Origin of the sequence: Rhodococcus sp. SJ-3 (assembly GCF_051918125.1) — a bacterium.
In the GTDB taxonomy this organism is placed as follows: Bacteria; Actinomycetota; Actinomycetes; order Mycobacteriales; family Mycobacteriaceae; genus Rhodococcus.
Map to the genome: position 1 here is coordinate 1,616,860 of NZ_CM123306.1, position 25,662 is coordinate 1,642,521.

Annotated in this window: 24 protein-coding genes; 13 read left to right on the plus strand and 11 right to left on the minus strand. The window is 63.8% G+C overall.

Annotated features, from left to right (window positions below):
- Nucleotides 1-12 precede the first annotated feature (12 nt).
- The 3 genes from ACTDXD_RS07215 to ACTDXD_RS07225 are packed head-to-tail and all read left to right on the plus strand — an operon-like array spanning nucleotide 13 to nucleotide 2,943.
- Nucleotides 13-1,194, plus strand: coding sequence for an amidohydrolase family protein (locus ACTDXD_RS07215; protein ID WP_440126401.1), 1,182 nt, complete (start codon nucleotides 13-15; stop codon nucleotides 1,192-1,194).
- The gene (locus ACTDXD_RS07220; RefSeq protein WP_440126402.1) at nucleotides 1,191-2,618 is read left to right on the plus strand and encodes a FadD3 family acyl-CoA ligase; all 1,428 of its coding nucleotides are present in this window, start codon (nucleotides 1,191-1,193) and stop codon (nucleotides 2,616-2,618) included. Before ACTDXD_RS07215 ends, ACTDXD_RS07220 begins: the two co-directional genes overlap by 4 nt.
- Nucleotides 2,619-2,652: 34 nt before the next feature.
- Nucleotides 2,653-2,943 (plus strand): DUF3263 domain-containing protein, encoded by a 291-nt coding sequence (locus ACTDXD_RS07225; protein WP_440126403.1) that lies wholly within the window; start codon nucleotides 2,653-2,655, stop codon nucleotides 2,941-2,943.
- 51 nt (nucleotides 2,944-2,994) lie between these two features.
- Here ACTDXD_RS07225 and ACTDXD_RS07230 read toward each other — a convergent pair whose 3' ends face one another.
- From ACTDXD_RS07230 to ACTDXD_RS07275, 10 genes are all read right to left on the minus strand, one after another.
- A complete protein-coding gene (locus ACTDXD_RS07230; protein WP_440126404.1) occupies nucleotides 2,995-3,456 on the minus strand; it encodes a pyridoxamine 5'-phosphate oxidase family protein in 462 nt (153 codons plus the stop codon).
- 118 nt (nucleotides 3,457-3,574) lie between these two features.
- Nucleotides 3,575-4,621 (minus strand): ABC transporter ATP-binding protein, encoded by a 1,047-nt coding sequence (locus ACTDXD_RS07235; protein ID WP_440126405.1) that lies wholly within the window; start codon nucleotides 4,619-4,621, stop codon nucleotides 3,575-3,577.
- On the minus strand, nucleotides 4,611-5,549 hold the full coding sequence (locus ACTDXD_RS07240; protein WP_440126406.1) for an ABC transporter ATP-binding protein: 939 nt from the start codon (nucleotides 5,547-5,549) through the stop codon (nucleotides 4,611-4,613). The genes ACTDXD_RS07235 and ACTDXD_RS07240 overlap by 11 nt, the downstream gene beginning before the upstream one ends.
- A gap of 103 nt (nucleotides 5,550-5,652) precedes the next feature.
- On the minus strand, nucleotides 5,653-7,239 hold the full coding sequence (locus tag ACTDXD_RS07245) for an ABC transporter substrate-binding protein (protein ID WP_440126407.1): 1,587 nt from the start codon (nucleotides 7,237-7,239) through the stop codon (nucleotides 5,653-5,655).
- 59 nt (nucleotides 7,240-7,298) lie between these two features.
- Complete coding sequence (locus tag ACTDXD_RS07250; protein WP_440126408.1) at nucleotides 7,299-8,201, minus strand: ABC transporter permease; 903 nt, start codon at nucleotides 8,199-8,201, stop codon at nucleotides 7,299-7,301.
- Nucleotides 8,198-9,151 carry an ABC transporter permease gene (locus tag ACTDXD_RS07255; RefSeq protein WP_440126409.1) on the minus strand — a complete coding sequence of 318 codons (954 nt, stop codon included), beginning with the start codon at nucleotides 9,149-9,151 and terminating at the stop codon, nucleotides 8,198-8,200. The genes ACTDXD_RS07250 and ACTDXD_RS07255 overlap by 4 nt, the downstream gene beginning before the upstream one ends.
- A 269-nt stretch (nucleotides 9,152-9,420) precedes the next feature.
- Nucleotides 9,421-10,578, minus strand: coding sequence for a thiolase C-terminal domain-containing protein (locus ACTDXD_RS07260; protein WP_440126410.1), 1,158 nt, complete (start codon nucleotides 10,576-10,578; stop codon nucleotides 9,421-9,423).
- A complete protein-coding gene (locus ACTDXD_RS07265) occupies nucleotides 10,575-11,774 on the minus strand; it encodes an OB-fold domain-containing protein (protein ID WP_440126411.1) in 1,200 nt (399 codons plus the stop codon). Before ACTDXD_RS07265 ends, ACTDXD_RS07260 begins: the two co-directional genes overlap by 4 nt.
- Nucleotides 11,775-11,806: 32 nt before the next feature.
- Nucleotides 11,807-13,012, minus strand: a complete 1,206-nt coding sequence (locus ACTDXD_RS07270; protein WP_440126412.1) for a CaiB/BaiF CoA transferase family protein — start codon at nucleotides 13,010-13,012, stop codon at nucleotides 11,807-11,809.
- The gene (locus tag ACTDXD_RS07275) at nucleotides 13,009-14,508 is read right to left on the minus strand and encodes an aldehyde dehydrogenase family protein (RefSeq protein WP_440126413.1); all 1,500 of its coding nucleotides are present in this window, start codon (nucleotides 14,506-14,508) and stop codon (nucleotides 13,009-13,011) included. The genes ACTDXD_RS07270 and ACTDXD_RS07275 overlap by 4 nt, the downstream gene beginning before the upstream one ends.
- Nucleotides 14,509-14,726: 218 nt before the next feature.
- On the opposite strand from ACTDXD_RS07275, the gene ACTDXD_RS07280 reads away from it, so the two are divergent.
- The 9 genes from ACTDXD_RS07280 (at nucleotide 14,727) to ACTDXD_RS07320 (ending at nucleotide 23,214) form a co-directional block, all read left to right on the plus strand.
- On the plus strand, nucleotides 14,727-15,536 hold the full coding sequence (locus ACTDXD_RS07280) for a TauD/TfdA dioxygenase family protein (RefSeq protein ID WP_440126414.1): 810 nt from the start codon (nucleotides 14,727-14,729) through the stop codon (nucleotides 15,534-15,536).
- Entirely contained in the window at nucleotides 15,533-16,237 is a 705-nt protein-coding gene (locus ACTDXD_RS07285; protein ID WP_440127566.1) for an SDR family NAD(P)-dependent oxidoreductase, read from the plus strand. The genes ACTDXD_RS07280 and ACTDXD_RS07285 overlap by 4 nt, the downstream gene beginning before the upstream one ends.
- A 133-nt stretch (nucleotides 16,238-16,370) precedes the next feature.
- Nucleotides 16,371-17,231 carry a mycofactocin-coupled SDR family oxidoreductase gene (locus ACTDXD_RS07290; protein WP_440126415.1) on the plus strand — a complete coding sequence of 287 codons (861 nt, stop codon included), beginning with the start codon at nucleotides 16,371-16,373 and terminating at the stop codon, nucleotides 17,229-17,231.
- 85 nt (nucleotides 17,232-17,316) lie between these two features.
- Nucleotides 17,317-17,508 carry a ferredoxin gene (locus ACTDXD_RS07295; protein ID WP_440126416.1) on the plus strand — a complete coding sequence of 64 codons (192 nt, stop codon included), beginning with the start codon at nucleotides 17,317-17,319 and terminating at the stop codon, nucleotides 17,506-17,508.
- 17 nt (nucleotides 17,509-17,525) lie between these two features.
- A complete protein-coding gene (locus ACTDXD_RS07300) occupies nucleotides 17,526-18,890 on the plus strand; it encodes a cytochrome P450 (RefSeq protein ID WP_440126417.1) in 1,365 nt (454 codons plus the stop codon).
- Between the two features lie 127 nt (nucleotides 18,891-19,017).
- Nucleotides 19,018-20,679, plus strand: a complete 1,662-nt coding sequence (locus ACTDXD_RS07305) for a thiolase C-terminal domain-containing protein (protein WP_440127567.1) — start codon at nucleotides 19,018-19,020, stop codon at nucleotides 20,677-20,679.
- Nucleotides 20,676-21,608 (plus strand): alpha/beta hydrolase, encoded by a 933-nt coding sequence (locus ACTDXD_RS07310; RefSeq protein WP_440126418.1) that lies wholly within the window; start codon nucleotides 20,676-20,678, stop codon nucleotides 21,606-21,608. Before ACTDXD_RS07305 ends, ACTDXD_RS07310 begins: the two co-directional genes overlap by 4 nt.
- Nucleotides 21,608-22,423 (plus strand): NAD(P)-dependent oxidoreductase, encoded by an 816-nt coding sequence (locus ACTDXD_RS07315; protein WP_440127568.1) that lies wholly within the window; start codon nucleotides 21,608-21,610, stop codon nucleotides 22,421-22,423. The genes ACTDXD_RS07310 and ACTDXD_RS07315 overlap by 1 nt, the downstream gene beginning before the upstream one ends.
- Nucleotides 22,420-23,214 carry an NAD(P)-dependent oxidoreductase gene (locus ACTDXD_RS07320; protein WP_440126419.1) on the plus strand — a complete coding sequence of 265 codons (795 nt, stop codon included), beginning with the start codon at nucleotides 22,420-22,422 and terminating at the stop codon, nucleotides 23,212-23,214. The genes ACTDXD_RS07315 and ACTDXD_RS07320 overlap by 4 nt, the downstream gene beginning before the upstream one ends.
- A 10-nt stretch (nucleotides 23,215-23,224) precedes the next feature.
- Here the strand turns inward: ACTDXD_RS07320 and ACTDXD_RS07325 are convergent, their stop codons facing one another.
- Complete coding sequence (locus ACTDXD_RS07325) at nucleotides 23,225-24,763, minus strand: acyl-CoA synthetase (RefSeq protein ID WP_440127569.1); 1,539 nt, start codon at nucleotides 24,761-24,763, stop codon at nucleotides 23,225-23,227.
- A gap of 128 nt (nucleotides 24,764-24,891) precedes the next feature.
- Here ACTDXD_RS07325 and ACTDXD_RS07330 point away from each other — a divergent pair, with 128 nt between their 5' ends.
- Entirely contained in the window at nucleotides 24,892-25,653 is a 762-nt protein-coding gene (locus ACTDXD_RS07330; protein ID WP_440126420.1) for an SDR family NAD(P)-dependent oxidoreductase, read from the plus strand.
- Nucleotides 25,654-25,662 lie beyond the last annotated feature (9 nt).

Genomic DNA, 25,662 nt, shown 5'->3' on the forward strand with positions numbered 1-25,662 from the left:
GGAGCATTTCTGATGACAGCGAAAGAGTTGCCGTACCAGCTGTTCGACGCGGACAACCACCTGTACGAGACCGAAGAGGCGCTGACGAAGTTCCTCCCGGAGAAGTACAAGGGTGCGATCAAGTACGTCCAGGTCGACGGCCGAACGAAGATCGCGATCAAAAATCAGATCAGCGAGTACATCCCCAACCCCACCTTCGAGGTCGTCGCCCGGCCCGGTGCGATGGAGGATTACTTCAAGAACGGCAATCCCGAAGGTAAGAGCAAGCGGGAGATCTTCGGCAAGCCGATGAAGTCGATCCCGGCCTTCCGCGACCCGGCCGCACGTCTCGAGCTGATGGATGAGCTCCAGATCGAGCGCACCCTCATGTTCCCGACGCTCGCGAGCCTCGTCGAAGAGCGCATGCGCGACGATCCGGACCTGATCCACGCGGTCGTCCACGCACTCAACCAGTGGCTGTACGAGACCTGGGGATTCAACTACAAGGACCGCATCTACACCGTTCCTGTCATCAGCCTGCCCATCGTCGAGAAGGCGATCGAAGAGCTCGAGTGGTGTGTCGAGCGCGGCGCGAAGGCCATCCTCGTGCGTCCCGCACCGGTACCCGGATTCAAGGGACCGCGGTCGTTCGCACTCCCCGAGTTCGACCCGTTCTGGAAGCGCGTCGTCGAGCTCGACGTACTGGTCACCCAGCACTCCTCCGACAGTGGCTACGCCCGTTACAACCAGGAGTGGGACGGCACGGGCGCCGAGATGCTCCCGTTCGTGACCAACGCGTTCCGTATGGTCAGCGAATGGCGCCCGATCCAGGACGCGGTCGCTTCCTGGGTGTGCCACGGTGCGCTCTTCCGCTTCCCCGAACTGCGGATCGCGGTCATCGAGAACGGCGCCTCCTGGCTGCCGCATGTACTGCAGACCCTCGAAGAGACCTACAAGAAGGCGCCCGAGGGCTTCGGCATGCAGGACCCGGTCGCTGCCATCAAGAAGAGCATCCACGTGAGCCCGTTCTGGGAGGAGGACTTCAGCAAGCTGACCGCCCTCATCGGCGCGGAGCGCGTGCTGTTCGGTTCCGACTACCCGCATCCGGAGGGCCTCGCCGAGCCCACCACCTACATCAAGCACGTCGAGCATCTTCCGCTGGAAGACCAGAAGCTCGTCATGGGTGGCAACCTTGCGAGGCTCCTGAAGGTATGAGCTGGCAGACCATCCCCGAGATGGTCCTGAGTTCGGGCGACCGCTTCGGCACTGCCGAAGCGGTCGTCGACGGGGACCTCCGGATCACCTTCACCGATCTCACCGACCGGATCCGTCGAGCCGCCGGTGCCTTCGCCGACGCCGGCATCCGCAAGGGCGATCGGGTGGCGATCTGGGGTCCCAACTCTGCCGAATGGGCGATCGCCGCGTTCGGCCTGCTCACCGCAGGCGGTGTCCTAGTCCCGATCAACACCCGCTATCGGGAGGACGAAGCCGCCGACATCATCCGCCGGAGCGGGGCGAAGGCCGTACTTGTCCAGAAGGGCTTCCTCGGACAGGACTTCACGGTCACCGAAACCGTCCCGGTGTTCGATCTGAAGTCCGACTTCCTCTCCAGCGGAGAACCGTTCGAGGTGAAGGTGCGCGGCGACGACATCGCCGACATCATGTACACCTCGGGGACCACCGGTCGCCCCAAGGGCGTCATGATGAACCACAGGCAGACCTTGCGGATGTTTTCGGAATGGTGCGATCTCGCCGATCTGCGCCAGGGCGACCGCTACATGATCGTCAATCCGTTCTTCCACATGTTCGGTTACAAGGCCGGTCTGATCGCATCGATGATCCGCGGCGCCACGGTCCTGCCGGTACCTGTCCTCGACGTCGACGGGGTGCTCGAACTCGTCGAACGCGAGAAGGTCACGATGCTGCCGGGCCCCCCGACCCTCTACCAATCGCTGCTGAACACTTCCACCGCGCGAGACATCTCGTCGCTGCGCGCCGCCGTGACAGGTTCCGCAGACATTCCGGTCGACCTCATTCGGCGTATCAAGAACGAACTGCCCTTCGAGACAATCATGACGGGGTACGGATTGAGCGAAGGCGGAACTGCCACCGCATCACGCTCCGGCGACACGTTCGAGCAGATTGCCACCACGGTCGGAAAGCCGTGCGACGGCATCGAGATCCGTATCGCCGACGACAGCGAAGTACTCATCCGCGGCTACAACGTCATGCAAGGCTATCTCGACGATCCGAAGGGCACCGCCGAGGCGATCGACGACAACGGCTGGCTGCACACCGGCGACCTCGGCGCGCTCGACCCGGAAGGGCGCCTCCGCATCGTCGGACGTAAGAAGGACATGTTCATCGTCGGGGGTTTCAACGCCTACCCCGCGGAGATCGAAGGTTTCCTGCTCGAGCACCCCGCCGTCGACCAGGTTGCCGTCATCGGCGTCCCCGACGACCGGCTCGGCCAGGTAGGCAAGGCATTCGTCGTCTCGAGCGATCCGGTGCCTGCTGCCGATCTGATCGCCTGGAGCCGCGAACGCATGGCGGGGTTCAAGGCACCTCGATTCGTCGAATACCTCGATGCGCTACCACTCGGCGCCACCGGAAAAGTCATGAAAGACCAACTGCGGTAGGTCGAATCACCACCGCATTACAGGAGGAGGCACGATGAGAGACGAAGCTGCAATGCTGGCCTTCGCCTTGAAGTGGAGGCATTGGAACGGCGGGCCCGACGAAGACATCTTCGTCGAGTTCGGCATCACCCCACCGGAGTTCTTCCACAGGCTACGAGTGCTCCTGACACGGGACCGGTGGAATCGGCTCGACCCGGAGATCCTCGACAACCTCGTCAAGGTCTGCGACGAGCGCATCGGCGCGATCGACATCCGATCGGTCGCCGACCGCGATCGGGCGAAGTTCGTCTCGCCACAGCACCCGCTCAGCAAACTCTCTGCCTGACACGTTGCTCCGGCACGGTCCTCCCGTGCCGGGGCAACGCCAGTACGACCGTCACTTACGCATTTTGCTGAAATCCCAGCTCACGATCTTCGTCGGTTCGAGCTTGCACCACGCGTGCCTGCCGTCGTAGGAGAAGTCGCGTCCGCCCGCATACTTGCCGGCGAAAAGCCTTTCCGGTTCGATGAGTTCGTCGACATCGTCGCCGCGCCGTGGAGCCTCTCCGACTCTCACTGCTCGCCCGCGCAGTTCCACACCTCGAAGGCTCATGAAGTCGGCACCTCCGTCGTCGACGATCACAGCGAGCCGCGCATCGCGATCGATATCGGTCCAACGTTGGCTACGGACCAGGGAGTTGAGCCACAACGCCTTTCCGTCCCAGACGTACCACAGTGCACTCAGATGGGGCCCGCCCGTGCCGACGGTCGCCACCCGGCACACCGGCTGATTCTGCAGGAACTCGTCGCGCTCGCCGTCGGACATCGCGATCGCGGTGCCTCGTCGTTGTTCGCCCATATCGGTCTCCAATACTGCTCGGCCCGTGACATGTCCGGGAGCCTGGTGTTGCGGTACGTTCGCGAACAACCGTAGGCCCCGAAATACTCTCAGGGCCTACGGTTTCCTTGATCGGCTGCTACGACGCTTCGGCCTCCTCGAGGTCGATCGTCTCGACCTCGAAAAGATTCTCGCGCCCCATGACGGACGGCAGCGGGAAGTGACATGCCGCGTACTGTCCCGGTCGCACCTCCCGCATTTCCGGTTCTTCCGTCTCGCACCGCTCCTGCGCGTGCGGGCAGCGCGTCCGGAAACGACATCCCGTCGGCGGGGCGAGCGGCGACGGCACATCTCCTGCCAGCGCCGGCCCTGCGAAAGCCTTGTCCGGATCGGTCAGCGGCACAGAGTCCAGCAGTGCGCGGGTGTAGGGATGCGCAGGGTCGTCGTAGAGCTCGATGGAGTCGCCGAACTCGCAGACCTTGCCGAGATACATCACCATCACGTTGTCACTCACGGTGCGAACCACACCGAGGTCGTGGGCGATGAACACCACCGTCAGATCGAACTCCGCCTTGAGTTCTTCGATGAGGTTGAGGATCTGGGCCTGCACCGAAACGTCCAGTGCCGAAACCGGTTCGTCACAGATCAACAGGCGTGGCCCGAGCGCGAGTGCACGCGCGATCGCGACACGCTGTGCCTGACCACCGGACAACTGCCGCGGCAGTATCTCCGCGAACCGGTCGCCGGGAAGTCCGACCTGCTCGAGCATCGATGCGGACTTCTTCTCGCGCTCAGCGGCATCCGCTCCGGCGACGGTCATGCCTTCGACGACGATGTCCTTGACAGCGCGACGCGGATTGAGCGACGACACCGGATCCTGGAAGATCATCTGCATGTCGCGGCGTAGCGAGCGCATGTGCTTCTCGCTCACATCCTCGATCCACTCCTCGCCGAACCTGATCCGGCCCGCCGTCACCCGATCGAGCCGGAGGACGGCACGGCCGGTGGTCGACTTCCCACACCCTGATTCGCCGACGATGCCCAGCGTCTCGCCGGGAAGCAGATCGAAACTGATCTTCGACACCGCCTGCACCGTGCCGGCCTTCGACGGGTACTCGACGACGAGATCCTGCACCGAGAGCAATGCTTCGTCGCCGCGCAGATGCGCGGTACCACTACCTGCCATGTGATTCACCTCCGGATACAGACCCCACCGGAACCTTGACGGGGTTCACGCACGCGACGTCGTGATCGACGCCGAAGGATTCGAGCTCGATCGGCGCAGACGAGCATGCGTCCTCTGCGTGCGCACAGCGAGGAGCAAACCTGCACCCCTCGGGGGGCGACGTCGGATCGGGAAGCGACCCTTCGATCAGACGCAGAGGGGAATGTCTCTCGTGATCGATCGACGGTGTCGCGCCCAGAAGCGCGTGTGTGTAGCGATGCATAGGCGCGTCGAAGACTTCGCGAGTGGAGCCGATCTCCGCGAGACGACCCGAGTACATGACCGCCACCCGATCGGTACGTCCGGCGACGACGGCGAGGTCGTGGCTGATGAGCATCATCGCCATGTTCCGATCGCGTTGGACGCGGCGGAGCAGGTCGAGGATCTGACGCTGCACGGTCACGTCCAAGGCCGTGGTCGGTTCGTCCGCGATCAGAAGATCCGGCTCACACGCCAAGGCGATCGCGAGCATCACACGCTGTCGCATGCCGCCCGACATCTCGTGTGGATAGTTCGTCAGGCGACGCTCCGGATCGGGTACACCCACTTCGTCCAGGAGTTTCAGTGCGCGATCATGGGCCTCGGACTTGCTCACGCCGAGGTGTCGCCGCATTCCCTCGGTGAGCTGACGTTCTACCCGCACAACAGGATTGAGGGAGCGTCCCGGATCCTGGAAGACCATGGCAATCTGGTTTCCCCAGATCTCCAGTTTCTCCTTCTTGCTCAGCGACAACAGATCACGTCCCTGGAACGTGACCTCACCCGAGCGGCCCGAGCGCGGTGGCATCAGGCCCATGATCGCGCGGGCCATGACCGACTTGCCGGAGCCGGACTCACCGACGATACCCAGCGCCTGTCCGGAGTCCAGGGTCAGCGACACATCGTCCACAGCACGGACGGTGCCTCGCGGCGTGCCGATGTAGGCACGTAGATTTCTCACTTCGAGAAGCGGCTGAGCATTCACGGTGAGCCGGCCCTTTCGGTCGTGTCGGCTAGTTACTGATCCAGAGCTCTTCGGGCAGGGTCGCGCCGAGGCTGAAAAGCTGCACCCCGTGCGTGTCCTCGCTGAACGTCACCGACGGCAACGCCCGGGTGTACCAGAGACCCACCACGGTGTCTGCAAGGATCTGCTGCACCTCGTCGTAGGCCGCCTTGCGTTCTTCCTGGGTCGCGCCGAACCGGCCGCGTTCGAGCGCAGCATCGAGTTCCGGATTGTTGACGCCCATGAAGTTTCCGGTGGAGTCCGATGTGAACGCCATCGACAGTGCGTAATCCGGATCCTGAGTGACCGCAGACGAAATGAGCATGTCGAAATCGCGTGCGCCCGCTCGCGCGGTCACCGCGGCGAAGTCGGTGACCTCGACGTTCATCTCGACATTCTCGAAGGCGCTGAGCTGAGCCTGGATGGACTCTGCGAGTACACGGCTTTCCGTCGTCGGGTACGACAGGAAGGTGAAGTTGACCGGCTTGCCCTCTGCTGCGAGTTCGTCGAACAGGGACTGTGCCTCTTCGACGTTCGTCTCACCGAGAGGAACATCGGCGTAGAACGGAGAATCCTCCGGGAACAACGTGGCGGGGACCTCTCCCTCACCGTTGTAGACCACGGTGTTCACAGCATCGAGATCGACAGCCAATGAGACCGCCCGGCGTGCGCGCTCATCGTCGAACGGTGCACGCCGCTGGTTCATGCCTGCGAACTGACCTCCACCGGTGGAGGTCACGACGTACTGGAGTCCCGCGGCGTCTGCTTTGTTGACGTTGCTCCAACTCGTTTCTGCGGTCAGATCGGCGCCCCCGGTGGTCATCGTGTTCGACCTCTGGCTGGCATCGGCCACCGTGCGAACTGTCAGACTGTCGAGGTACGGCTTGGGCGCGTCCCAATACTGGGGGTTCTTCTCCAGTTCGATCACATCCTGGCGCGCCCAGTTGACCAGAGTGAACGGGCCGGCACCGATCGGGTTCCGATCGAACGCTTCACGTCCCTGTTCGAGCGCCGCAGGCGAGGCAACCCAGTTGAGGGCTCCCGCGACGAGAGCCTGGCCGAACTGTGGGTTCGGCTCGACCATCGTGATGCGCAACGTCACCGGATCGACCACCTCGGTGGATTCCACCTCCACTGCCTGGCGAATGGTCGTGGAACCCAGGGCCGGGTCCTTGAGCCGGTCCCAGTTGTACTTCACTGCGGCGGCATCGAGAGGTGTGCCGTCACTGAAGACCAGATCGGGCTGGAGGGTGAGGCTGAATGTCTTGCCACCGTCGTCGCTCGAGAAGTCCGTGGCCATCTTGTATTCGATCTCGAACGTGTCGTTGTTCGTGATCATCAAGGTGCCGTAGAGCGCGTTTCCGAGCAGGGGCTGGTGCGCCCACGTGTTGGACAGGGCCGCGGGGTCGAGAGACCGCGGTTCACCCATCTGCAGGACACGTGCGGTGCCGCCGGCAACGGGCTCACCCGCTTCTACTGTGGCAGCGGTTGAATTGTTCTCGGACCCGGAGTCTCCTCCGGAACCGCATGCACCCAGAACCAGTGCTGCGGAGCACGCCGCCGCGAATACGGCCGCTATGCGTCTGTGTCGGATCATTCTCGACCTCTCATGCTTTCATGTACTACGGAACTACGACCGGGCGCGCTGAGGTGATCTCAGTCGTGCAACGTGCGGTCGTACTTGGTGCGGAGGAAATCGCCTACCTGATTGAGGCCGAATACCGTGAGGAAGATGACGACCGAGGGAACCATCACCAGGTGAGGTGACGTGGACAGCGCGTCCTTGCCATCGTTGATCATTCCGCCCCAGCTCGGCTGCGGCGGCGGAATGCCGAGGCCGAGGAAGCTGAGCGAGCCTTCCGCGACGATCAGCGCCGCCATCACGATGGGCAGGTAGGACGCGAGGGGCGCGATCACGTTCGGCGTGATCTCCCTGAACAGGATGCGGCCGTTACCGGCACCCATGTTCTTTGCAGCCCTGACGAATTCACGAGACGACCAGGCGAGCGTATTCGCACGCGACAATCTGATGAACGACGGAACGGCCATCAGGCCCAGCCCCAACAGCATGGTCGGCACGCTCGGGGTGAGGATGGATGCCAGCGCGAGGAGCAGGATCAGCGGGGGGAACGCGAGCATGGCATCGGTGATCAGGGTGATCACCGAGTCGAGCTTCTTGCCGAAGTAGCCGGAGATCAGACCGAAGAAGGAGCCGATCACGAATCCGGTCAAGCCGGCGACTGCACCGATGACCAGCGAGACCTGCGCACCGTAGATGATGCGCGACAGCATCGATCGACCGAGCGTGTCGGTTCCCAGGAGTAGGTCGAACGATTCGAACGACGGAGACAGCCGAGGCGATCCGATCGGAACGTCGTATGGCGCAATGGGAAGCAGGCCCGCGAAGATCGCGGCACCGATGATGACCACGAGCCAGACGATCGACAGGTAGACCAGGATCGAACGCTGCTTCTTGACGACCGGGACGTCTGGTAACGCCGCGGCGGTGCTTCCTGCGGGGATGTCGCCCCCGCGCTTCTCGAGCGCGACCTGCGTCATGCTCCGACCACCTTCCTGACCCGCGGGTCGATGACTTGGTAGCTGAGGTCGACGAGGGTGTTGATACCGACGTACACGACCGCGATGAAGACGACGATGCCCTGCACCATGATGACGTCACGTGATGTAATGGACGAGGCAACCAACTGCCCCAATCCCGGTAGACCGAAGAGTGTTTCGACGATCACGGTGCCGCCGATCAGTCGTCCGAGGTTGATACCCGCGACCGTGATGAGCGAGAAGGACGACGGCCGCAGCGCGTGCCGGAGCATCACGTACCAGGAAGGCATCCCCTTGGCTCGCGCCGACGCCACGAAGTCTTCGCGAAGCGTACCGATGAGGTCGGTACGCAGCAGTCGGTGGAATGCGGCAATCTCGGTGAGCGCGATCGCGATCGCCGGGAGGAACGCACCGCGCAGGTTGTCGCCGAGACCTTCACTCATCCGCGACCAGCCCATCACGGGGAAGATCTGCAATTGGATGGCGAGAAAGTAGATCAGCACCGGGCCGGCAATGAAGGCAGGCACCGAGAGGAATACGGCAGACAGGGCGTTGATACCCCGGTCGACTTTGCTTCCCGGTCGCGATGCCGAGACGATTCCCATCACGAGGGACACGACCAACGCGATGATCAGGCCCATGGCCGCGAGTTGGAGCGTGACGGGCAGGCGCTCGACGATCGCCTCGCTCACCGACTGCCCCGTGAGTGGGGAGGTACCGAGATCGCCGCGGACGGCGTTGCCGAGCCACTCGATGTACCGCACCCAGAACGGTTGGTCCAGGCCGAGTTCGGAGTTCATCTGTGCGACCGCTTCGGGCGTGGCGTTCTCGCCCAGAATCACCTGGGCAACCGATCCCGGTGCGAAACTGAGCAGGGCGACGACCGCAATCGTGACCAGCAGGACAACCAGAATGCTGCGCCCCACCCGTTTGGAAACCGTGGAAATCATCCGAACTCAACTTTCATCGCGATACCGGAATCGTGCCGCCCAGAACAAGAGACGAAGTACTTGTGACGGCTCCCACAGTAGGACGTTCTCGCGCTGACGGCAATATCAGTTCACATAAAACAGAACCCATTTGTTCAATTTACAGAACGGCAATCTTGCACCCCGGCAACTTTTGGCAGATCCCGACAGAACGGGCATCACGAAGGGGGGTCACGGCACGACGAAAACCCGCGTCACAGTTGCCTGTACGCGGGTTCCCGTGCCGACTATCAGCCTGCTGCCGCCTCCAGGATCGTCACGGCCGCAACGGCAGTAGGCCCTCCCACATTGTGCGCCAGCCCGAACCGAGCTCCGTCCACCTGGTTGACGGCGTCACCGCGTAGCTGCTCGAACAGTTCGACGCACTGAGCGACTCCGGTGGCGCCCGGAGGGTGGCCCTTCGTGTTGAGCCCTCCACTGGGATTGACGGGCAGCGATCCTCCGACACCCGAACCACCGGACTCGATGAGTTTGAATGCCTCGAACTTCTCGGCGAACCCGAGATCTTCGTAGCTGATCAACTCGATACCCGTGAAGTAGTCGTGCACCTCCGCCACGTCGATGTCGGACGGAGTCAGGCCGGCCATCGCAAACGCCTGCTTGGCCGCGCGTACAGTCGCCGGGAAGGACGTCATGTCGCGTTTATGCTGGTGCATAACGGAATCGAGTCCTACGCCGCTGCCACGTATCCACACCGGACGGTCGGTGAATCTGTCGGCCACATCCTCGGCGACCAGGACCAGCGCAGCGGCGCCGTCACTCTGTGGCGCGCAGTCGTAGACTCCGAAAGGCGTGACGACGGTGTCCGCGGCGAGCGCCTCTTCGACGGTGAGCTCGAATCGTCGACACGCCTTGGGGTTGTTCATCGCATTGTGGTGGTTCTTCACCGCGACCATCGCCATGTGTTCGCGAGTCGCCGGCGATTCGTGCAGGTATCTGCGCACGTGCAGCGCGAATCCCGCCTGCGCGAGCCCGAGGGGGTAATCCCAGGCCATGTCGCGGGACATCGCCTCCCATTCCCACAGCATGCCCTTCGACGCCGTCTCACGCAGCTTGTCGGCCCCCATGACGAGCGCTACGTCGTAGGCTCCGGACGCTATGCCGAACATGGCATTTCGTATCGCATCGTGTCCGGTTGCGCACGAATTCTCGACTCGGGTGACAGGAATGTCGCGCAGGCCCAGAGTGTCGGCGAGAATGCCCGACGGGAAGCCGTCGGAGGTACCCATCGAGCCGAACCAGGCCGCCTGCAGATCCGAGAGGTCGAGCCCCTTGTCGATGCTCGCAGCACACTCGGAGAACGCCATCGGCAGCAGATCTCTGATACCCAGCGCGAAATGTTCCGCGAATGGTGTCATGCCTGCACCGACAATCGCTACGTTCCTCATGCCGCCTCCTCCGTTCCTGCGCCTGCCGTGCCCGCGATGTCGGGCTCGAATGCATAGCCGTAATCGGGTACACCCGAGCGGACGGCCACACGTCTGAGCACCAGCCTGCCGCGGTCGCCGATGTCGACCGTGCCCGCTTCGACGCCGGTGACCCGTACCAGCGCCCGCACTCCCACATCGTCGAGTTCGACGATCACGAGTGTGTACGGAGTCTTCAGGCCGGGCACCGGTACGTGCACGGTCACCTCGGTGTAGACGGCGCCGGTCCGCGGAAGTTCGACGAAGTTGTAGTCGGTCTTCAGCGTTCCGTCGTGGTCCACCCGGTATCGGGGCGGGAAGTCCAGTTCGTCGCTGTCGGAGAACTTTCCCGCTTCCCATCGGACCTTCGCTTCGAAAGCCCGCTCGTATGCGGCGAGAGAGATGGGAATCTCGCCTTCCGCGAGTTCCACGGACGTGGGCAGAAGCTGCGCAGCCCGCTCCCGACGCTGAACCGAAGCCGAGCCGTCCGCGACCGTGATCCCCGACAGACTCGCCTGCTCGATCCCCACCAGTGGGCCGGTCGTGCCTGCTTCCGCCATGGCCGCCAACGCGAACAGACTGGAGCTCGCGCCAGTGGTGGGAAGCGTCACCGGGTCGCCGGCGAGCGGTGCTGCGTCCTTGGGCCCCATACCCGCCACGACCACGGGTGTATCCACCCACGCCGTCGCGAGGGACGCAAGGTAACCGCGCTTCTTCAACAGCCGCGGATCGCCGTAGTCGTGGACGTCTCCCGAACTGTTCCGGGTGCGGACCGGCAGGCTCCGAGATACCCGCGCGGCAGTGCGCACCTGCAGTCCGCGTTCTGCAGTGAGCGCAGCCGCCGCGCCGGCAGCGTCGATGTCGACCCCGATCACGAGTGTTCGAGGTCTGGCGGAACCGAGTGCGTCCAGTGTCGCGGGAGCCCCACCCAATCGCTCGATGACCTCGAGCTCGGGATCGAGGCCGAGTCCTGCGAGGAGCACCGCGGCATTGCTGCTCTCCGTGAGCGGAAGGTCGCGACTCACGAGTACGACGTACTCGACCGAACCTCCGGATTCGAGTGCGGCGCGACCTGCTTCGACAGCAAGCGTGATCGCGTCCTCGTCGTCTCCCGGAACCCGGGAGTCAGGTGTACCCCAGCATGGCAGGTACGTACCGATCGAAGCGATGTATGGCATGGGCTCTCCCGACGAACTGGATGACTGCCGAACTAGGTAACTGCGCCGGCAGCCTTGAGGGCGATGATCCGATCCCAGTCGAGACCGAGCTCGAGTAGGACCTCCTCTGTCTGAGCAGCGAATTCGGGAGCCGCTCCCGACGACGGGGCGGTGACATCGAATTGGACGGGGTTACTGACCAATTCGAGCTCACCGGCCTTGATGATGTACTCGTTCGCCCGAACCTGGGGGTCGCTCGCCACCTGCAGAGAGTCCTGCACGGGCGCCCACGGACCGGAGAGGCTTCCGAAACGCTCGGTCCATTCGGGGAGCGTGCGGGTGCGGATGGCCTCACGAAGGAGTTCGACGGCCTCTGCGGTGTGTGCAGCAATCTGCTCCGCATCGGCGAAGCGGGGATCGTCGATCAGTTCGGGGCGCTCGATGAGCGTGCACACCTCGGCCCAGTACTTCGTCGGCTGCAGCATCACGAACGACAAGAATCGTCCGTCCGCCGTCTCGTACAACCCGGACAGCGGGTTGGTCACTGCGCCGTGTCCGCCGGGTACCGGCGCCACCATGTGGTCGTTCATGTGCACCGACAACGCGATCCCGTGGCCCATCGCCCACACACCACTGCTGAGCAACGACACGTCGACGATCGACGGCTCGCCGGTACGTTCACGCTTGAACAGTGCTGCCGCAATACCGCCCGCGAGGTTCGTCCCGGAGATGGTGTCGCCGAACGCCGGCCCCGGAGGGGTGATCATGCCTTCGGTCCCCGGCGGGGTGAGAGTGGCAGCGATTCCCCCTCGCGCCCAGAAGGCGGTCATGTCGTAGCCGCCCTTGTCCGACTCTTCGCCGCGTGGACCGAGCGCGCTTCCGCGCGCGTAGATCACCTTCGGGTTCACGGCCCGAATGTCGTCGACGTCGATACCGAACTTCGTCCGGGCCTGCGGGAGAAAACTCGTCAGGAACACGTCGCAGTTGCGAGCGAGATCGTGGAGAAGTTCCTTGCCCTCGGGCGTGCTCATATCGACGCCGATGCTGCGCTTCCCGCGATTCGCATGTTCGACATTGGGATTCGGGTCGCCCTCGACGCGCATGTGGCCGATCTGGCGAAGGCCACGCTGCGGATCACCGGTGACGGCGTGCTCGACCTTGATGACGTCGGCGCCCCACTCGGCGAGCACCGCGCCCGCCGAGGGAACGAACCCGTACATCGCGACCTCGAGGACGCGAATCCCGTCCAGCGGCCTCACGCCTTGACCGCCAGCGCGTACGACTTGGTCTCGAGGAACTCCTCCAGACCTTCCTGGCCCATTTCGCGGCCGATGCCCGACTGCTTGTATCCACCGAAGGGCATATCGGGGCTGAAGTAGTTGCCGCCGTTGATACCGAAGCTGCCGGTCCGGATGCGGCGTGCGATCGCGATGCCGCGCTCGTCGTCGGCGGTGAGAATACCGCCCGACAGACCGTACTTCGAATGGTTGGCGATTCGGACGGCGTCCTCTTCGTCGTCGAACGGGATCACAGCGAGGACCGGGCCGAACGCCTCTTCCTGGGCGATCTCGCTCGACGGGTCGACGTTCGCGACCAGGGTCGGCTCGTAGAAATAGCCGGGAGAGACGGCCTTGCCGCCGGCCGCCAGCGTGGCACCGGCCTCGATCGCGCGCTGCACGAGTCCGTCGACCTTGTCGCGCTGCTTCGCGCTGATGAGCGGACCCATGTACATCTTGGGGTTCGTCGGATCGCCGAACGGCACGTTGGCCATCATCGTTGCGACGGCCTGGACGATCTCGTCGTGCTTCTCGCGCGGCACCAGAAGGCGCGTGGTCAGCGCGCAACCCTGGCCGGCATGCGAGCAGATACTGAAGGCGGCGAACTGGGCGACAGTGGCCAGGTCCGCGTCCTCGAGCACGATCAGAGCCGACTTGCCACCGAGCTCGGTGAACACCTTCTTCATCGTGGGTGCAGCCGCGGCCATGATCTGCGCACCGACCGGTGTGGAGCCGGTGAACGTGACGACGTCGACTTCGGGGTGGGTGGTCAGGATCTCCCCGACGGGGATTCCCGACGACGACAATATGTTCACGACGCCCGCGGGGATGTCGGTGTACTTCTGGATGAGCTCGCCGATGGCGTTGGTGATGATCGGAGTGTCGGGAGCTCCCTTGAGGACCACGGTGCACCCGGCAGCGAGGGACGGTGCCAGCTTGGCCAGGCCCAGCTGCACCGGGTAGTTGTATGCGGTGATGGCGGCGACGACTCCCGCCGCTTCCTTTCCGACCCAGCGGCGGTGCTTCTGACCGCGGATCTCGATCTCACCCTTGTCTTCCTCGAAGGAGTACTCACGCAGGAGATCGGCGTAGTACTTGATGATCCCGATGGGAGCTTCGAGCTGATTGGCGTGGGTGGACACGAAAGTCGCGCCGACCTCCGCGATCAGAATCTCCCGGATCTCTTCCTTGTGGTCCTGGAACGCCCGATGCAGCTGATCCAGGCACTTGATGCGGAATTCGACGTCGGTCGACCAGGTGGTCGTATCGAATGCACGGCGAGCAGCGGCGACGGCAGCTTCGGCTTGCTCGACCCCGGCATCCGGGGCGTGTCCGTACAGTTCGCCGGTCGCAGGATTGTAGGACGGGAAGGTCTTGTCGAGAGTGACCAGTTCGCCGTCGATGAGCAGGGGTTTCGTCACACCCGTCGATGTAGCGCCGTCGACTACTGCGGTCGACCCGTTGTCCTGCGGTGACATTCCGTCTCCTCACACTGGTGGAAATAATATTCTCGCATCTGAGAATCAGAGATCTATTGGACGCGACTGTACCAAGTCAACTGCCTCACGCCTACCCCAGAACGTGATTCGTGCCACCACGGCAGAGGTTGACTAAACCCGCCGAACCCGGACAAATCCGGTCTTGCAACCCGCAAGCAGACGAGAGTATGGTTCTCACATCCGGAAGGGAGATTCTTGTGATTGAGACAACAGCCCTCAGTCCTTCGCTCGGTGTAGAAGTCACCGGGCTCGACGACCTCGACAACGACGCGGTGGTGGCACAACTCGTCGAGGCGCTCAAATGGCGGGGGGTGCTGCTCATCCGCGGCCTGAACCTCGACGACGAGGCCCAGCTGGCCTTCAGCCGTCGGCTCGGAAAGGTGGTGCAGCCGGCACCGGGCCAGGAAATCTTCACTGTCTCACTCGATCCCGCGAAGACACCGACGGCCGAGTACCTCAAAGGTACTTTCTGCTGGCACATCGACGACACCACCAACGACGTCCCGGCCAAGGCCACGACGCTCACTGCGCGACACGTCGCGATGATCGGTGGCGGAACCGAGTTCGCCAATACCTACGCGGCGTACGAAAACCTGCCCGACCATGAGAAGAAGCGCTACGAGGGACTCCGAGTGGTCCACAGCTTCGAGGCCGCGCAGCGCCTGGTGTACCCGGACCCCACCGACGAACAGGTCGAGGGATGGCGCAGGCTTCCCGAACACGAGACCTCGCTCGTGTGGGATCGCCTCGACGGCCGACGTTCTCTCGCCATCGGAGCAACGGCCGATCGTATCGTGGGCATGCGCCCCGACGAGAGCCGCGAGCTGCTCGACGAGCTCCTCACGTGGACCACGCAGGAGCGCTTCGTCTACTCGCACGAGTGGACGGTCGGAGACCTCGTCGTCTGGGACAACACCGGAATGCTCCACCGGGCGCTTCCGTACGATCCGTCGTCCGAGCGCCTCATGCGCCGCACCACGATCGTGGGTGCCGAAGCATGGGCGTGAAGACAGCCGTCGTCACCGGCGGAAGCTCAGGAATCGGCAAGGCAATCGCGGAACGTCTGCGTAAGGACGGCCACCAGGTCGCCGTCTTCGACCTGAACCCCTCGGGCGGAGAACTCGAATACAAGGTTGACGTCTCGGACCGAGAGCAGGTCGCAGCAGCCTTCGCGCAGGTCCGCGCGGAACTCGGTCCCGTCACGATCCTCGTCAACGGTGCCGGTCTCGAGTTGTACAAGCGATTCAAGAACATCGATTACGACACCTGGCAGAAGGTCGTCGACGTCAACCTCGGTGGCGTGTTCCACTGCGTCCAGTCCGCACTGCCCGACATGGTCGACGCCGGCTGGGGCCGCATCGTGAACATCTCCTCGTCGAGTGCGCAGTCGGGCCAGCAGTTCATGTCCGCATATGTCTCTGCCAAGGCCGCAGTCAACGGACTCACGAAGTCGCTCGCACTCGAGTACGGACCGGATGGCATCACTGTCAACGCGGTACCGCCCGGATTCGTGGACACTCCCATGCTTCGCCGCTCCGAGAGCAAGGGTCTGCTGGGCGGCACCATCGAAGACCACATCCAGCGCACACCCGTCCGCCGGGCGGGCCGGCCGGAAGACATCGCCGCCGCCTGTGCATTCCTCATCTCCGAAGAAGCGGGTTACATCACCGGACAGATCCTCGGCGTCAACGGCGGCCGCAACACCTGAGAGCAGTACGTAAAACGCAGTAGGTAAACGCAATACGTGGTAACCGCAGTACGTGAGAACCGCAGGACGTGATTACACTGCCGGCCCACCATCGGGCCTGTGAAAACCACACACTCGATCGAAAGGACGAACAGTGGGACGCGTAGAAGGCAAGGTCGCATTCATCACCGGAGCGGCACGAGGGCAGGGCCGCAGCCATGCCGTCAAACTCGCATCCGAGGGCGCCGACATCATCGCGGTCGATCTGTGCCGCAACATCGACAGCATCACCTATGCGATGGCTACCCCTGAAGACCTCGAGGAGACCGCACGCCTCGTCGAGAAGGAAGGCCGCCGCATCGTCAGTGTGCAGGCCGACGTCCGCATCGCCGAACAGATGCGCGCAGCAGCCAAGCAGGGCGTCGACGAACTCGGCAAGATCGACATCGTCGTGGCGCAGGCGGGCGTCGCAGGCATGCGCGGAGAACCGCAGGTGGCGGCATGGGCCGACACCGTCGACATCAACCTGGTCGGCACCATCAACGCCGTACAGGCTGCCCTCCCGTATCTCAACGAGGGCGCCTCGATCATCGCGACCGGCTCGACCGCCGCACTCATGGATGTATCGAAGAAGGATGAGCCCGGCAAGGACCTCGGCGGCGCCGCCTACGTGTTCTCCAAGCGCGCTCTGACGCATTTCATCCACGATCTGGCGACCCACCTCGCCCCGCGTGGTATTCGCGCGAACGTGCTGCATCCCACCAACTGCAACACCGACATGCTGCAGAGCGAAACGATGTACAAGTCGTTCCGTCCTGATCTCGAGCACCCGACCCGCGAGGACGCAGAGCCCGTGTTCAGCGTCCAGCAGGCGATGAAGATTCCTTACATCGAGGTCGACGACAGCAGCAACATGGTGCTCTTCCTCGCCTCCGAGGAGTCCCGCTATGTCACAGGCATGCAGATGCGTGTCGATGGCGGCGGCTACCTCAAGTGGTACGACCACCACCTGTGATCACCGGCCCCGGCCTTCGGGCCGGGACCCGACTCCCCGAAATGTACAGCCCATCAACACTACCCATTCGAACGGGAGGAACGCCATGAAGGTGCGAGTCGACCCCGACCGCTGCCAGGGACACACGTTGTGCGCCATGGCAGCACCGGATGTCTTCGAACTGAGCGAGATCGACGGCCACGCCACGGCCATCGACACCGAAATTCCCGAAACCCTCGAGGAGAACGTCCGCGAGGCCGTGCGCTCGTGTCCTGAGCAAGCGATCACCATTCTCTGATTCCCGAGAGGACAGTCATGAGTGTCGACCCAGTTGCCGACGCAGCCCGCAAGACTCCCAAGTTCGACTTCGACCGGCACGCAGCGGATTACCGGGACCGTTTCCTCGATGTCACCGAGGAGATGCAGTCGAAGTGCCCGATGGCTTGGTCCGACACCCACGGCGGCCACTGGGTCGCCGCGGGTAGCAGCCAGGTCTTCGACCTCGCCCGCTCTGCTGACGTATCCACCGACCACGACCTCCACAACAAGCGCAAGGGTTACAAGGGAATCGCGATTCCGTCGATGGAACGCGCGTCCGGTGTCCGCGGTGGCATCCTCGAAATGGACGATCCCGAGCACCACGAGTTCCGGGGCCTGCTCAACCCCTACCTCTCCCCCGCTGCCGTCGAACGGTGGATTCCCTTCGTCGACGAGGTCGTCCGGGCGGCCATCGACGAGAAGATCGAAAGCGGGAAGATCGATTTCGTCGACGATCTCGCGAACATCGTGCCTGCAGTTCTGACTCTGGCCATGATGGGGATCCCCATCGAGAAATGGGTGATCTACAACGAGCCCGTGCATGCCGCGGTCTACACCCCGCCGGACTCTCCGGACATCCCGCGTATCAACGAGATGCACCGCACCATGGGTCTCGATCTCCTCACGAGCCTGTTCGAGATCCGGGAGAATCCTCGCCCGGGCCTGATCAACGCGATTGCCAACGTCGAGGTTCTCGGTGAGAAGCCCGACGACATGGAGCTGTTGGGCATCCTCAGTCTCCTGATCGGCGGTGGCTTCGACACGACGACCGCACTCACCGCTCATTCACTCGAATGGCTGGGTCTCAACCCCGAGGAGCGGACTCGTCTGAGCGAGGAGCGCGACACGCTCCTCAACCCCGCCACCGAGGAGTTCCTGCGCTACTTCACGCCGGCACCGGGCGACGGCCGTACCTTCGCCGCCGACTACGAACTCGACGGTACCGAGTTCAAGGAAGGCGATCGGCTGTGGTTGTCGTGGGCGATGGCCAACCGCGACCCCGAGCTGTTCGACGATCCGAACAACATCGATCTCGAGCGACGAGGAAACCGCCACTTCAGCTTCGGGCTCGGAATCCATCGGTGTGTCGGCTCCAACATGGCGCGCATGGTGTTCAAGCGGATGCTGCTCGCCGTTCTCGATCGCATGCCGGACTACACCGTCGACGTCGAGGGAACGGTGCATTACGACACCATCGGCGTGATCCAGGGGATGCGGCACCTGCCCGCGACGTTCACTCCCGGACCGCGTCTCGGCGACAATCTCGAGGACACGCTGAAGAAGCTGCAGAAGATCTGCGACGAGCAGCGTCTCGCAGATCCGATCACTCGCAAGAAGAATTCGGCGGACGTCGGTAACTGAGCCGACAGCAACCGTTTTCGCCCGGGGGCGCTGCTGCTGATACGCAGCGGCGTCCCCGGCACGGACAGTAAGGAATTCGACGCACGTGGCCGAGACAGCGGTGATCGACCAGACCGGAGACACTCCCGTGGCGAAAGCCTCGGGCCGTCCCCTACCCCAACTCACCTCACAGAACCGATTCTTCTGGACAGCCGGCGCCGACGGTGTGTTGCGGATTCAGGAATGCGAGTCGTGCTCGGCTCTCATTCATCCGCCACAACCGATCTGCCGGTACTGCAGGGAGCACCGGATGAGGGTCCGCGAGGTATCCGGTTTTGCAACCCTGGCGGGGTTCACGGTCAACCACCGTTTCTCTGTGCCCGGCCTGCCTGCGCAGTATGTCGTTGCGCAAGTTGCGATCGAGGAAGATCCCCGGGTGCGACTGACGACCAACATCGTCGAGTGCGATCCCGAAAAGCTCGAACTCGGCATGCGCATGGAAGTCGTCTTCCAGCAGGATGCCGACGTGTGGCTTCCGCTCTTCCGACCCGCACTGGAGCAGGGCGAACTCTCTCCATTGCCTGCGGAAGAGATCGAGCCCGATCAGTTCCGGTTCCATGTGCGCCCCCCGGCCACGCAGGACAAGTACGAGGACAAGGTCGCGCTCACGGGCATCGGCATGTCCGAAATCGGTCGCCGGCTGATGCGTTCGCCCATCGACCTGACCATCGAGGCATGCGAACGTGCTGTCGCCGATGCAGGTCTGACGATGGACGACATCGACGGCATCGCAAGCTACCCCGGCGGCGGAAACGTCGGCGGGTTCGGCGAGGGCGGCATCACGCAGGTCGAGGCCGCGCTGGGCTTGCGGCCGACGTGGCATAACGGCGGCATCGAGACGTTCGGCCCAGGTGGATCGGTGATCGCCGCGATGATCGCGGTCGCCAGCGGCGCCGCGCGGCACGTGTTGTGTTACCGCACACTGTGGGAAGCCACCTACAGCGAATTGATGAAGCGCGGGGAGATCGCTCCACCGTCCGGCGGCCGTACCCCCAACTGGTTCATGCCGTTCGGTGCCACGTCCGCCGCGCACACCCTCGCGCAGAACGCACAGCGACATTTCCATCGCTACGGAACCGACCGCGAGACACTCGGTTGGATCGCCCTCAACCAGCGAGCCAATGCGGCACTGAACCCGACCGCGATCTACCGCGATCCCATGACGATGGACGACTACATGTCTGCCCGGCCGATCACCACGCCTTTCGGGCTCTACGACTGCGATGTCCCGTGCGACGGTTCGATCGCCGTGATCGTCTCGGCCGTCGATGCGGCACAAGACCTCCCGAAGCCTCCGGTGCTCGTCGAGGCCGTCGGCACTCAGATCATCGAACGAATGGATTGGGATCAGAGCACGCTGACCCACGAACCGCATTCGCTCGGACCGTCGGCGCACATGTGGTCGCGCACATCCATGAAGCCCGAAGATGTCGACGTGGCGGAACTCTACGACGGCTTCAGCTTCAACTGCCTGTCGTGGCTCGAAGGCCTCGGCTTCTGCGGTATCGGCGAAGCGAAGGACTTCCTCGCCGGCGGCAAGAACATCGCCCGCGACGGGATCCTCCCCCTCAACACGCACGGTGGTCAGCTGTCCCACGGCCGCACTCACGGCATGGGCCTGATCCACGAGGCCGTGACACAGTTGCGCGGGGAAGCCGGTGCTCGGCAGGTCGCAGGCGCACGTGTCGCGGTGGCCGCGACCGGCGGGCTCTCCCCGGGCGGCGCGATGCTTCTGCGGATGGACTCATGACTTTCACTTCCCCACAATCCTCAGCGATCGAGGAGGCCGGTGTCGGCGACGCGTGGAGTTCCTCACCCGTCTCCCGCGTCGTCGATATCGAGGGCATCCCGATCTCGGGACTCCTCCTCGAGGCCCCCGAACCGCGCGCAGTGATCGTTGCACTGCACGGAGGTGCCGCGTTCTCCGCCTATTGGGACTGCCCGGGCCATCCTGAACTGTCGATGATGCGTGCCGCTGCCCTGCGCGGTTACACGGTGCTCGCTCTCGACCGTCCCGGCTACGGCGCCTCGAGGCCGTTCGCCGAGGAGCTCCGCGATGCGCAGCGTCGGGCCGACCTCACCTACGCGGCAGTGGACGCTGTTCTCGGCCCGAGCGCCTGCAGGACCGGTCTGTTCTTGTGGGGACATTCGGTCGGCAGCGAACTGGCGGTACGGATGGCTACCGACGATCACGGCCACGAACTGCTCGGACTCGAGATTTCCGGCACCGGTCGCGAACACCACGCGCTCGCGGCAGGAATCCTCGGTACGCGTGAGCGTTACGCTCAGGCGAAGGGTGTGGGTGAGCTGATCTGGACTCCCACCGACCTCTATCCTCCCGACGTCGTGGGCGGTGCAGCAATCGGTTCTCGTACACCGGATTACGAGGCCGATGTGACGGCGATATGGCCCACCGAGACCTTCCCCCCGCTTGCAGAGCGGGTGCGTGTCCCCGTCCACTACACGGCCGGTGAGTACGAGAAGGTGTGGCGCAGCGACCCACAGGCACTCGACGATGTCGCCGCGATGTTCACCGCCTCCCCTCGTGTCGCCACCGACCGGATCATGAGGGGCGGCCACAACCTCAGCATCTGCAACGTCGCACCCGAGTATCACCACACGGTCATGAACTTCATCGACTCCCTCGTCGAGCGAGCACACCAAGATAAGGACGAATGATGCGCGTCGGATTCATCGGACTCGGTAGTCAAGGCGGCCCCATGGCGCGCCGCATCATCGAAGCGGGCTACGACGTGACGCTGTGGGCTCGGCGGAAGGAGTCGTTGGAGCCTTACTCCGACACCGCTGCACAGTATGCCGACACCCCTGCGACGCTCGCGGAGGTCAGCGACCTCGTATGCCTGTGCGTCGTGAGTGACGACGACGTCCGCGCGGTGATCACCGGCGAGAACGGCATCCTCGAAGGACTGCGTGACGGCGGCATCATCGCGATCCACAGCACCGTCCATCCCGACACCTGCAAGGAACTCGCGGAGGTGGCCCGCGCGAAGGGTGTGTCGATCATCGATGCACCGGTCAGCGGCGGTGGCATGGGCGCAACCGCGGGAACGTTGCTCGTCATGGTCGGTGGCGACGACAAGGTCGTCGAGGCGGCCCGGCCTGTGTTCGAGACGTACGGAAGCCCCGTCGTCCACCTCGGTGATCTGGGATCGGGGCAGGTCGCGAAGCTGCTCAACAACCTGCTCTTCACCGCCAACCTGTCCACCGCGGCGAGCACGCTGGAGCTGGGCAAGTCGCTCGGCGTCGATCCTGCCAAGCTCGGCGAGGTCGTCTCGCACGGTACGGCGAACAGCTTCGCGCTGGGTCGTGTCGTCTCCGCCGGTGGCCTCGAACGGATCGCAGGTCATGCCGGTGAGCTTCTGCGCAAGGACGTCACCCTCGTCGCGAACCTCGCCGACAACGCAGGAGCCTCCGCAGGAATTTCTCTGACCACAGCAGACGCCACACTCGACATGATGGGGTACCAGCGATGAGCCGCATCGGATTCATCGGAGCAGGTCGCATGGGCATGCCCATGGTCGAACGCCACCTCGGTGCGGGCCATGAGGTTCGTGTGCTCGGCCGCACCGACGACAAACGAGCCGACATCGAACGTGTGGGGGCGAAAGCCGTCTCCGACGTCGCCGAGGTGGGCGTCGACGCCGACCTCGTGACGGTGTGCGTCTTCACTGACGCACAGGTGCGCGAGGTGTGTCTCGAACGTGGCCTGCTGCAGGCGATGCCGAGAGGTTCCACCCTCGTGGTACACACGACGATCAGTCCGGCGACCATCGACGATCTCGTCGCGGTGGCCGAGCCGCTTGGCATCGCGGTTGTCGATGCGGCGGTGAGCGGGGGTCCGCACGACATCGCGGCAGGAGATCTCGCGCTTTTCGTGGGCGGTACCGAGGACGCGGTCGCACACGTCGGCCCGATGTTGAAGAGCTACGGCAATCCGCTGCTTCATGTCGGTCCGAGCGGAAGCGGCCTTCGTGTCAAGCTGGTGAACAACGCCTTGTTCGCCGCGCAGATCGGGCTTCTTGCGGAGGCCGAAGAGCTCGGACGGCAACTCGGTGTCGCGCCGGAGACGTTGTTCGAGGCTCTTCCGCACGGCAGTGCGGCGTGCAAGATCATGGGCAACGTCGCGATGCGTGGCTCCGTCGAGGCATTCCGCAGCTCGGTCGGTGAGTTCATCTCGAAGGATGTCTCGGTGGTGCGCAACACCGTTGCCGAGCTCGGCGCCGACCTCGGTGTCCTGGACACCGCGATCAGCGCACGAACCTGACCGATACGTTTCAGATGACCCGGGTGTCGTGACCGGCCCAGTACCGGTCGCGCACTCGGCGCTTGTACAGCTTTCCGTTGGGGTCGCGGGGGAGCTCGTCGACGAAATCGATGCTGCGAGGGCACTTGTAGGACGCGAGTTCGGCGCGGCAGAAGGAGATCAGTTCGGCTGCCAGGTGTGCACCGGCTGCCGACGGATCCAGTAGCTGGATCACCGCTTTGACCGACTCGCCCATCTCGTCGTCGGGCACCCCGATCACCGCGGCGTCAGCTACGGCGGGGTGCGTGATGAGCAGGTTCTCGGTTTCCTGCGGGTAGATGTTCACACCGCCCGAAATGATCATGAATGCGACCCGGTCGGTGAGGTAGAGATACCCGTCCTCGTCGCGATATCCCATGTCACCGAGAGTTCGCCACCCCTTGTCGTTCGTGACGGATGCGGTCTTCTCCGGATCGTTGTGGTATTCGAACCGTCGACCTCCTGCGAAGTAGATCGACCCGATCTCGCCGTCGGGAAGCTCTTCGCCGTCCTCACCGACGATGTGACATTCCTGCATGGGCCGCCCGACCGATCCAGGATGCTCCAACCACTCCGCGGCGGTGATCACCGAGGTCCCGACATCTTCTGTTCCCGAATAGTATTCGTCGATGATCGGACCCCACCATTCGAGCATCTGCCGCTTCACCGGTATCGGACACGGCGCCGAGGCGTGGACGACCGAGCGCAGGCTCGACATGTCGTACCGCGAACGTTCGGATTCCGGAAGTTTGAGCATGCGGACGAACATGGTCGGAACGAACTGGGCGTGGGTGACCCGATGTGTCTCGATGAGCTCGAGGCACCGCTGAGGATCGAAGCTCTCCATGACCACGACGGTGCCGCCGAGCCGGTGCCACGACATCGAGAAGACCAGCGGCGACGCGTGATACAGCGGCGCCGGGGACAGATAGACCACGTCCGATTGCGGACCATTCATGACCAGCCCCTTGGCGATCTGCACGGGGGCCGACGACGGGTCGCCGAACGCAGTTCGCGGCAGTGGCTTACGCACACCTTTGGGAAATCCGGTGGTGCCACCCGAGTAGAGCATCTCGCGGCCCTCGGATTCGTCGATGGGCTCGACGGTCTCGCCGGCGAGCACCTCGTCGTAGCGTTCGAAGCCCGGCATGTCGCCGGAGACGGCCACCCGAACGGAGATCTCGGAGAGGTCGAGTTGTTCGACGGTGTCGCGCACCGTGTCGCTGGTGATCAGGGCGGTGGCGCCGCAGTCGTCGAGTACATGCTGGACCTCTCCGGTCTTGAAATGCCGGTTGATCGCGGTGTAGTACAGGCCGGAGCGCTGAGCGGCCCAGCAGATTTCGAGGAAAGGCCGGTTGTTCTCCATGAGGATCGCAATATGGTCTCCGGGCTCGACCCCGCGGGCCCGGAGTGCACGGGCGAAACGCGCCGAGCGTTCCTCGAGTTGCGCATAGGTCACCGTCTCGCCACTTGCGCCCATCACGATCGCGGGCGCATCCGGACGCTCGTGGGCATGTGCGGTCGGAGTCAGTCGAATATCGGTCTCTGTCACAGATTCTCGCTCTCAAGTGGCAGTTCGACGGCATCGGTCAGGTCGGATACTCTCAACTGTAGAACGTCATTCCGTATTTCAGAAGCACAATTCTCGTAGGGGCACCTGTGGAAGGTTTGAAGGACAAAGTCATCCTGGTCGCCGGAGCTGCGACAGGCCTGGGAGCCGATTCGGCCGCGCGTCTGGCCCGTGAGGGAGCGAAGGTCGTCGTCGGCGACATCGACCTGCAGGGCGCCGGGCACACCGCGGAGACGATCACCGAGAACGGCGGCACCGCGATCGCCGCCCACGTCGACATCTCCGACGACGCATCCGTACAAGCTCTTGTCGCGGCGACCATCGACGCATACGGCGGACTCGATGCCGTTCATATCAATGCGGGCGATATGGGGTCGGTCAGCAAGGACAGCGACGTCGTCGACATCGACCTCGATGTCTGGGATCGCACCGTGGCGGTGAACCTGCGCGGCCACATGCTGGTCACCCGACATACCGTTCCGAAACTTCTCGAGCGTGGCGGCGGAGCGGTCGTCTACACGTCGTCGATCGCGTCGTTCACGGGAGAGGCAGCCCGCCCCGCCTACTCCGCCACCAAGGCCGGCATCAACGCCCTCGCCCGACACGTGGCGTCACGGTGGGGCAAAGAAGGTATCCGTGCCAACGCGATCACGCCCGGTCTGATCGTGACACCCGAGATCCGCGACGGTGCGCCCGCCGAGATCCTCGAACGGGGAATGGCACGTAACCGGACCACGCGCCACGGCGAACCGCGCGACGTGTCGAGCATGGTGGCATACCTGATGTCGGACGAAGGATCGTGGATCACCGGTCAGGTGGTCAATGTGGACGGTGGAACCGTTCTGCGCTGAGCTACCGAT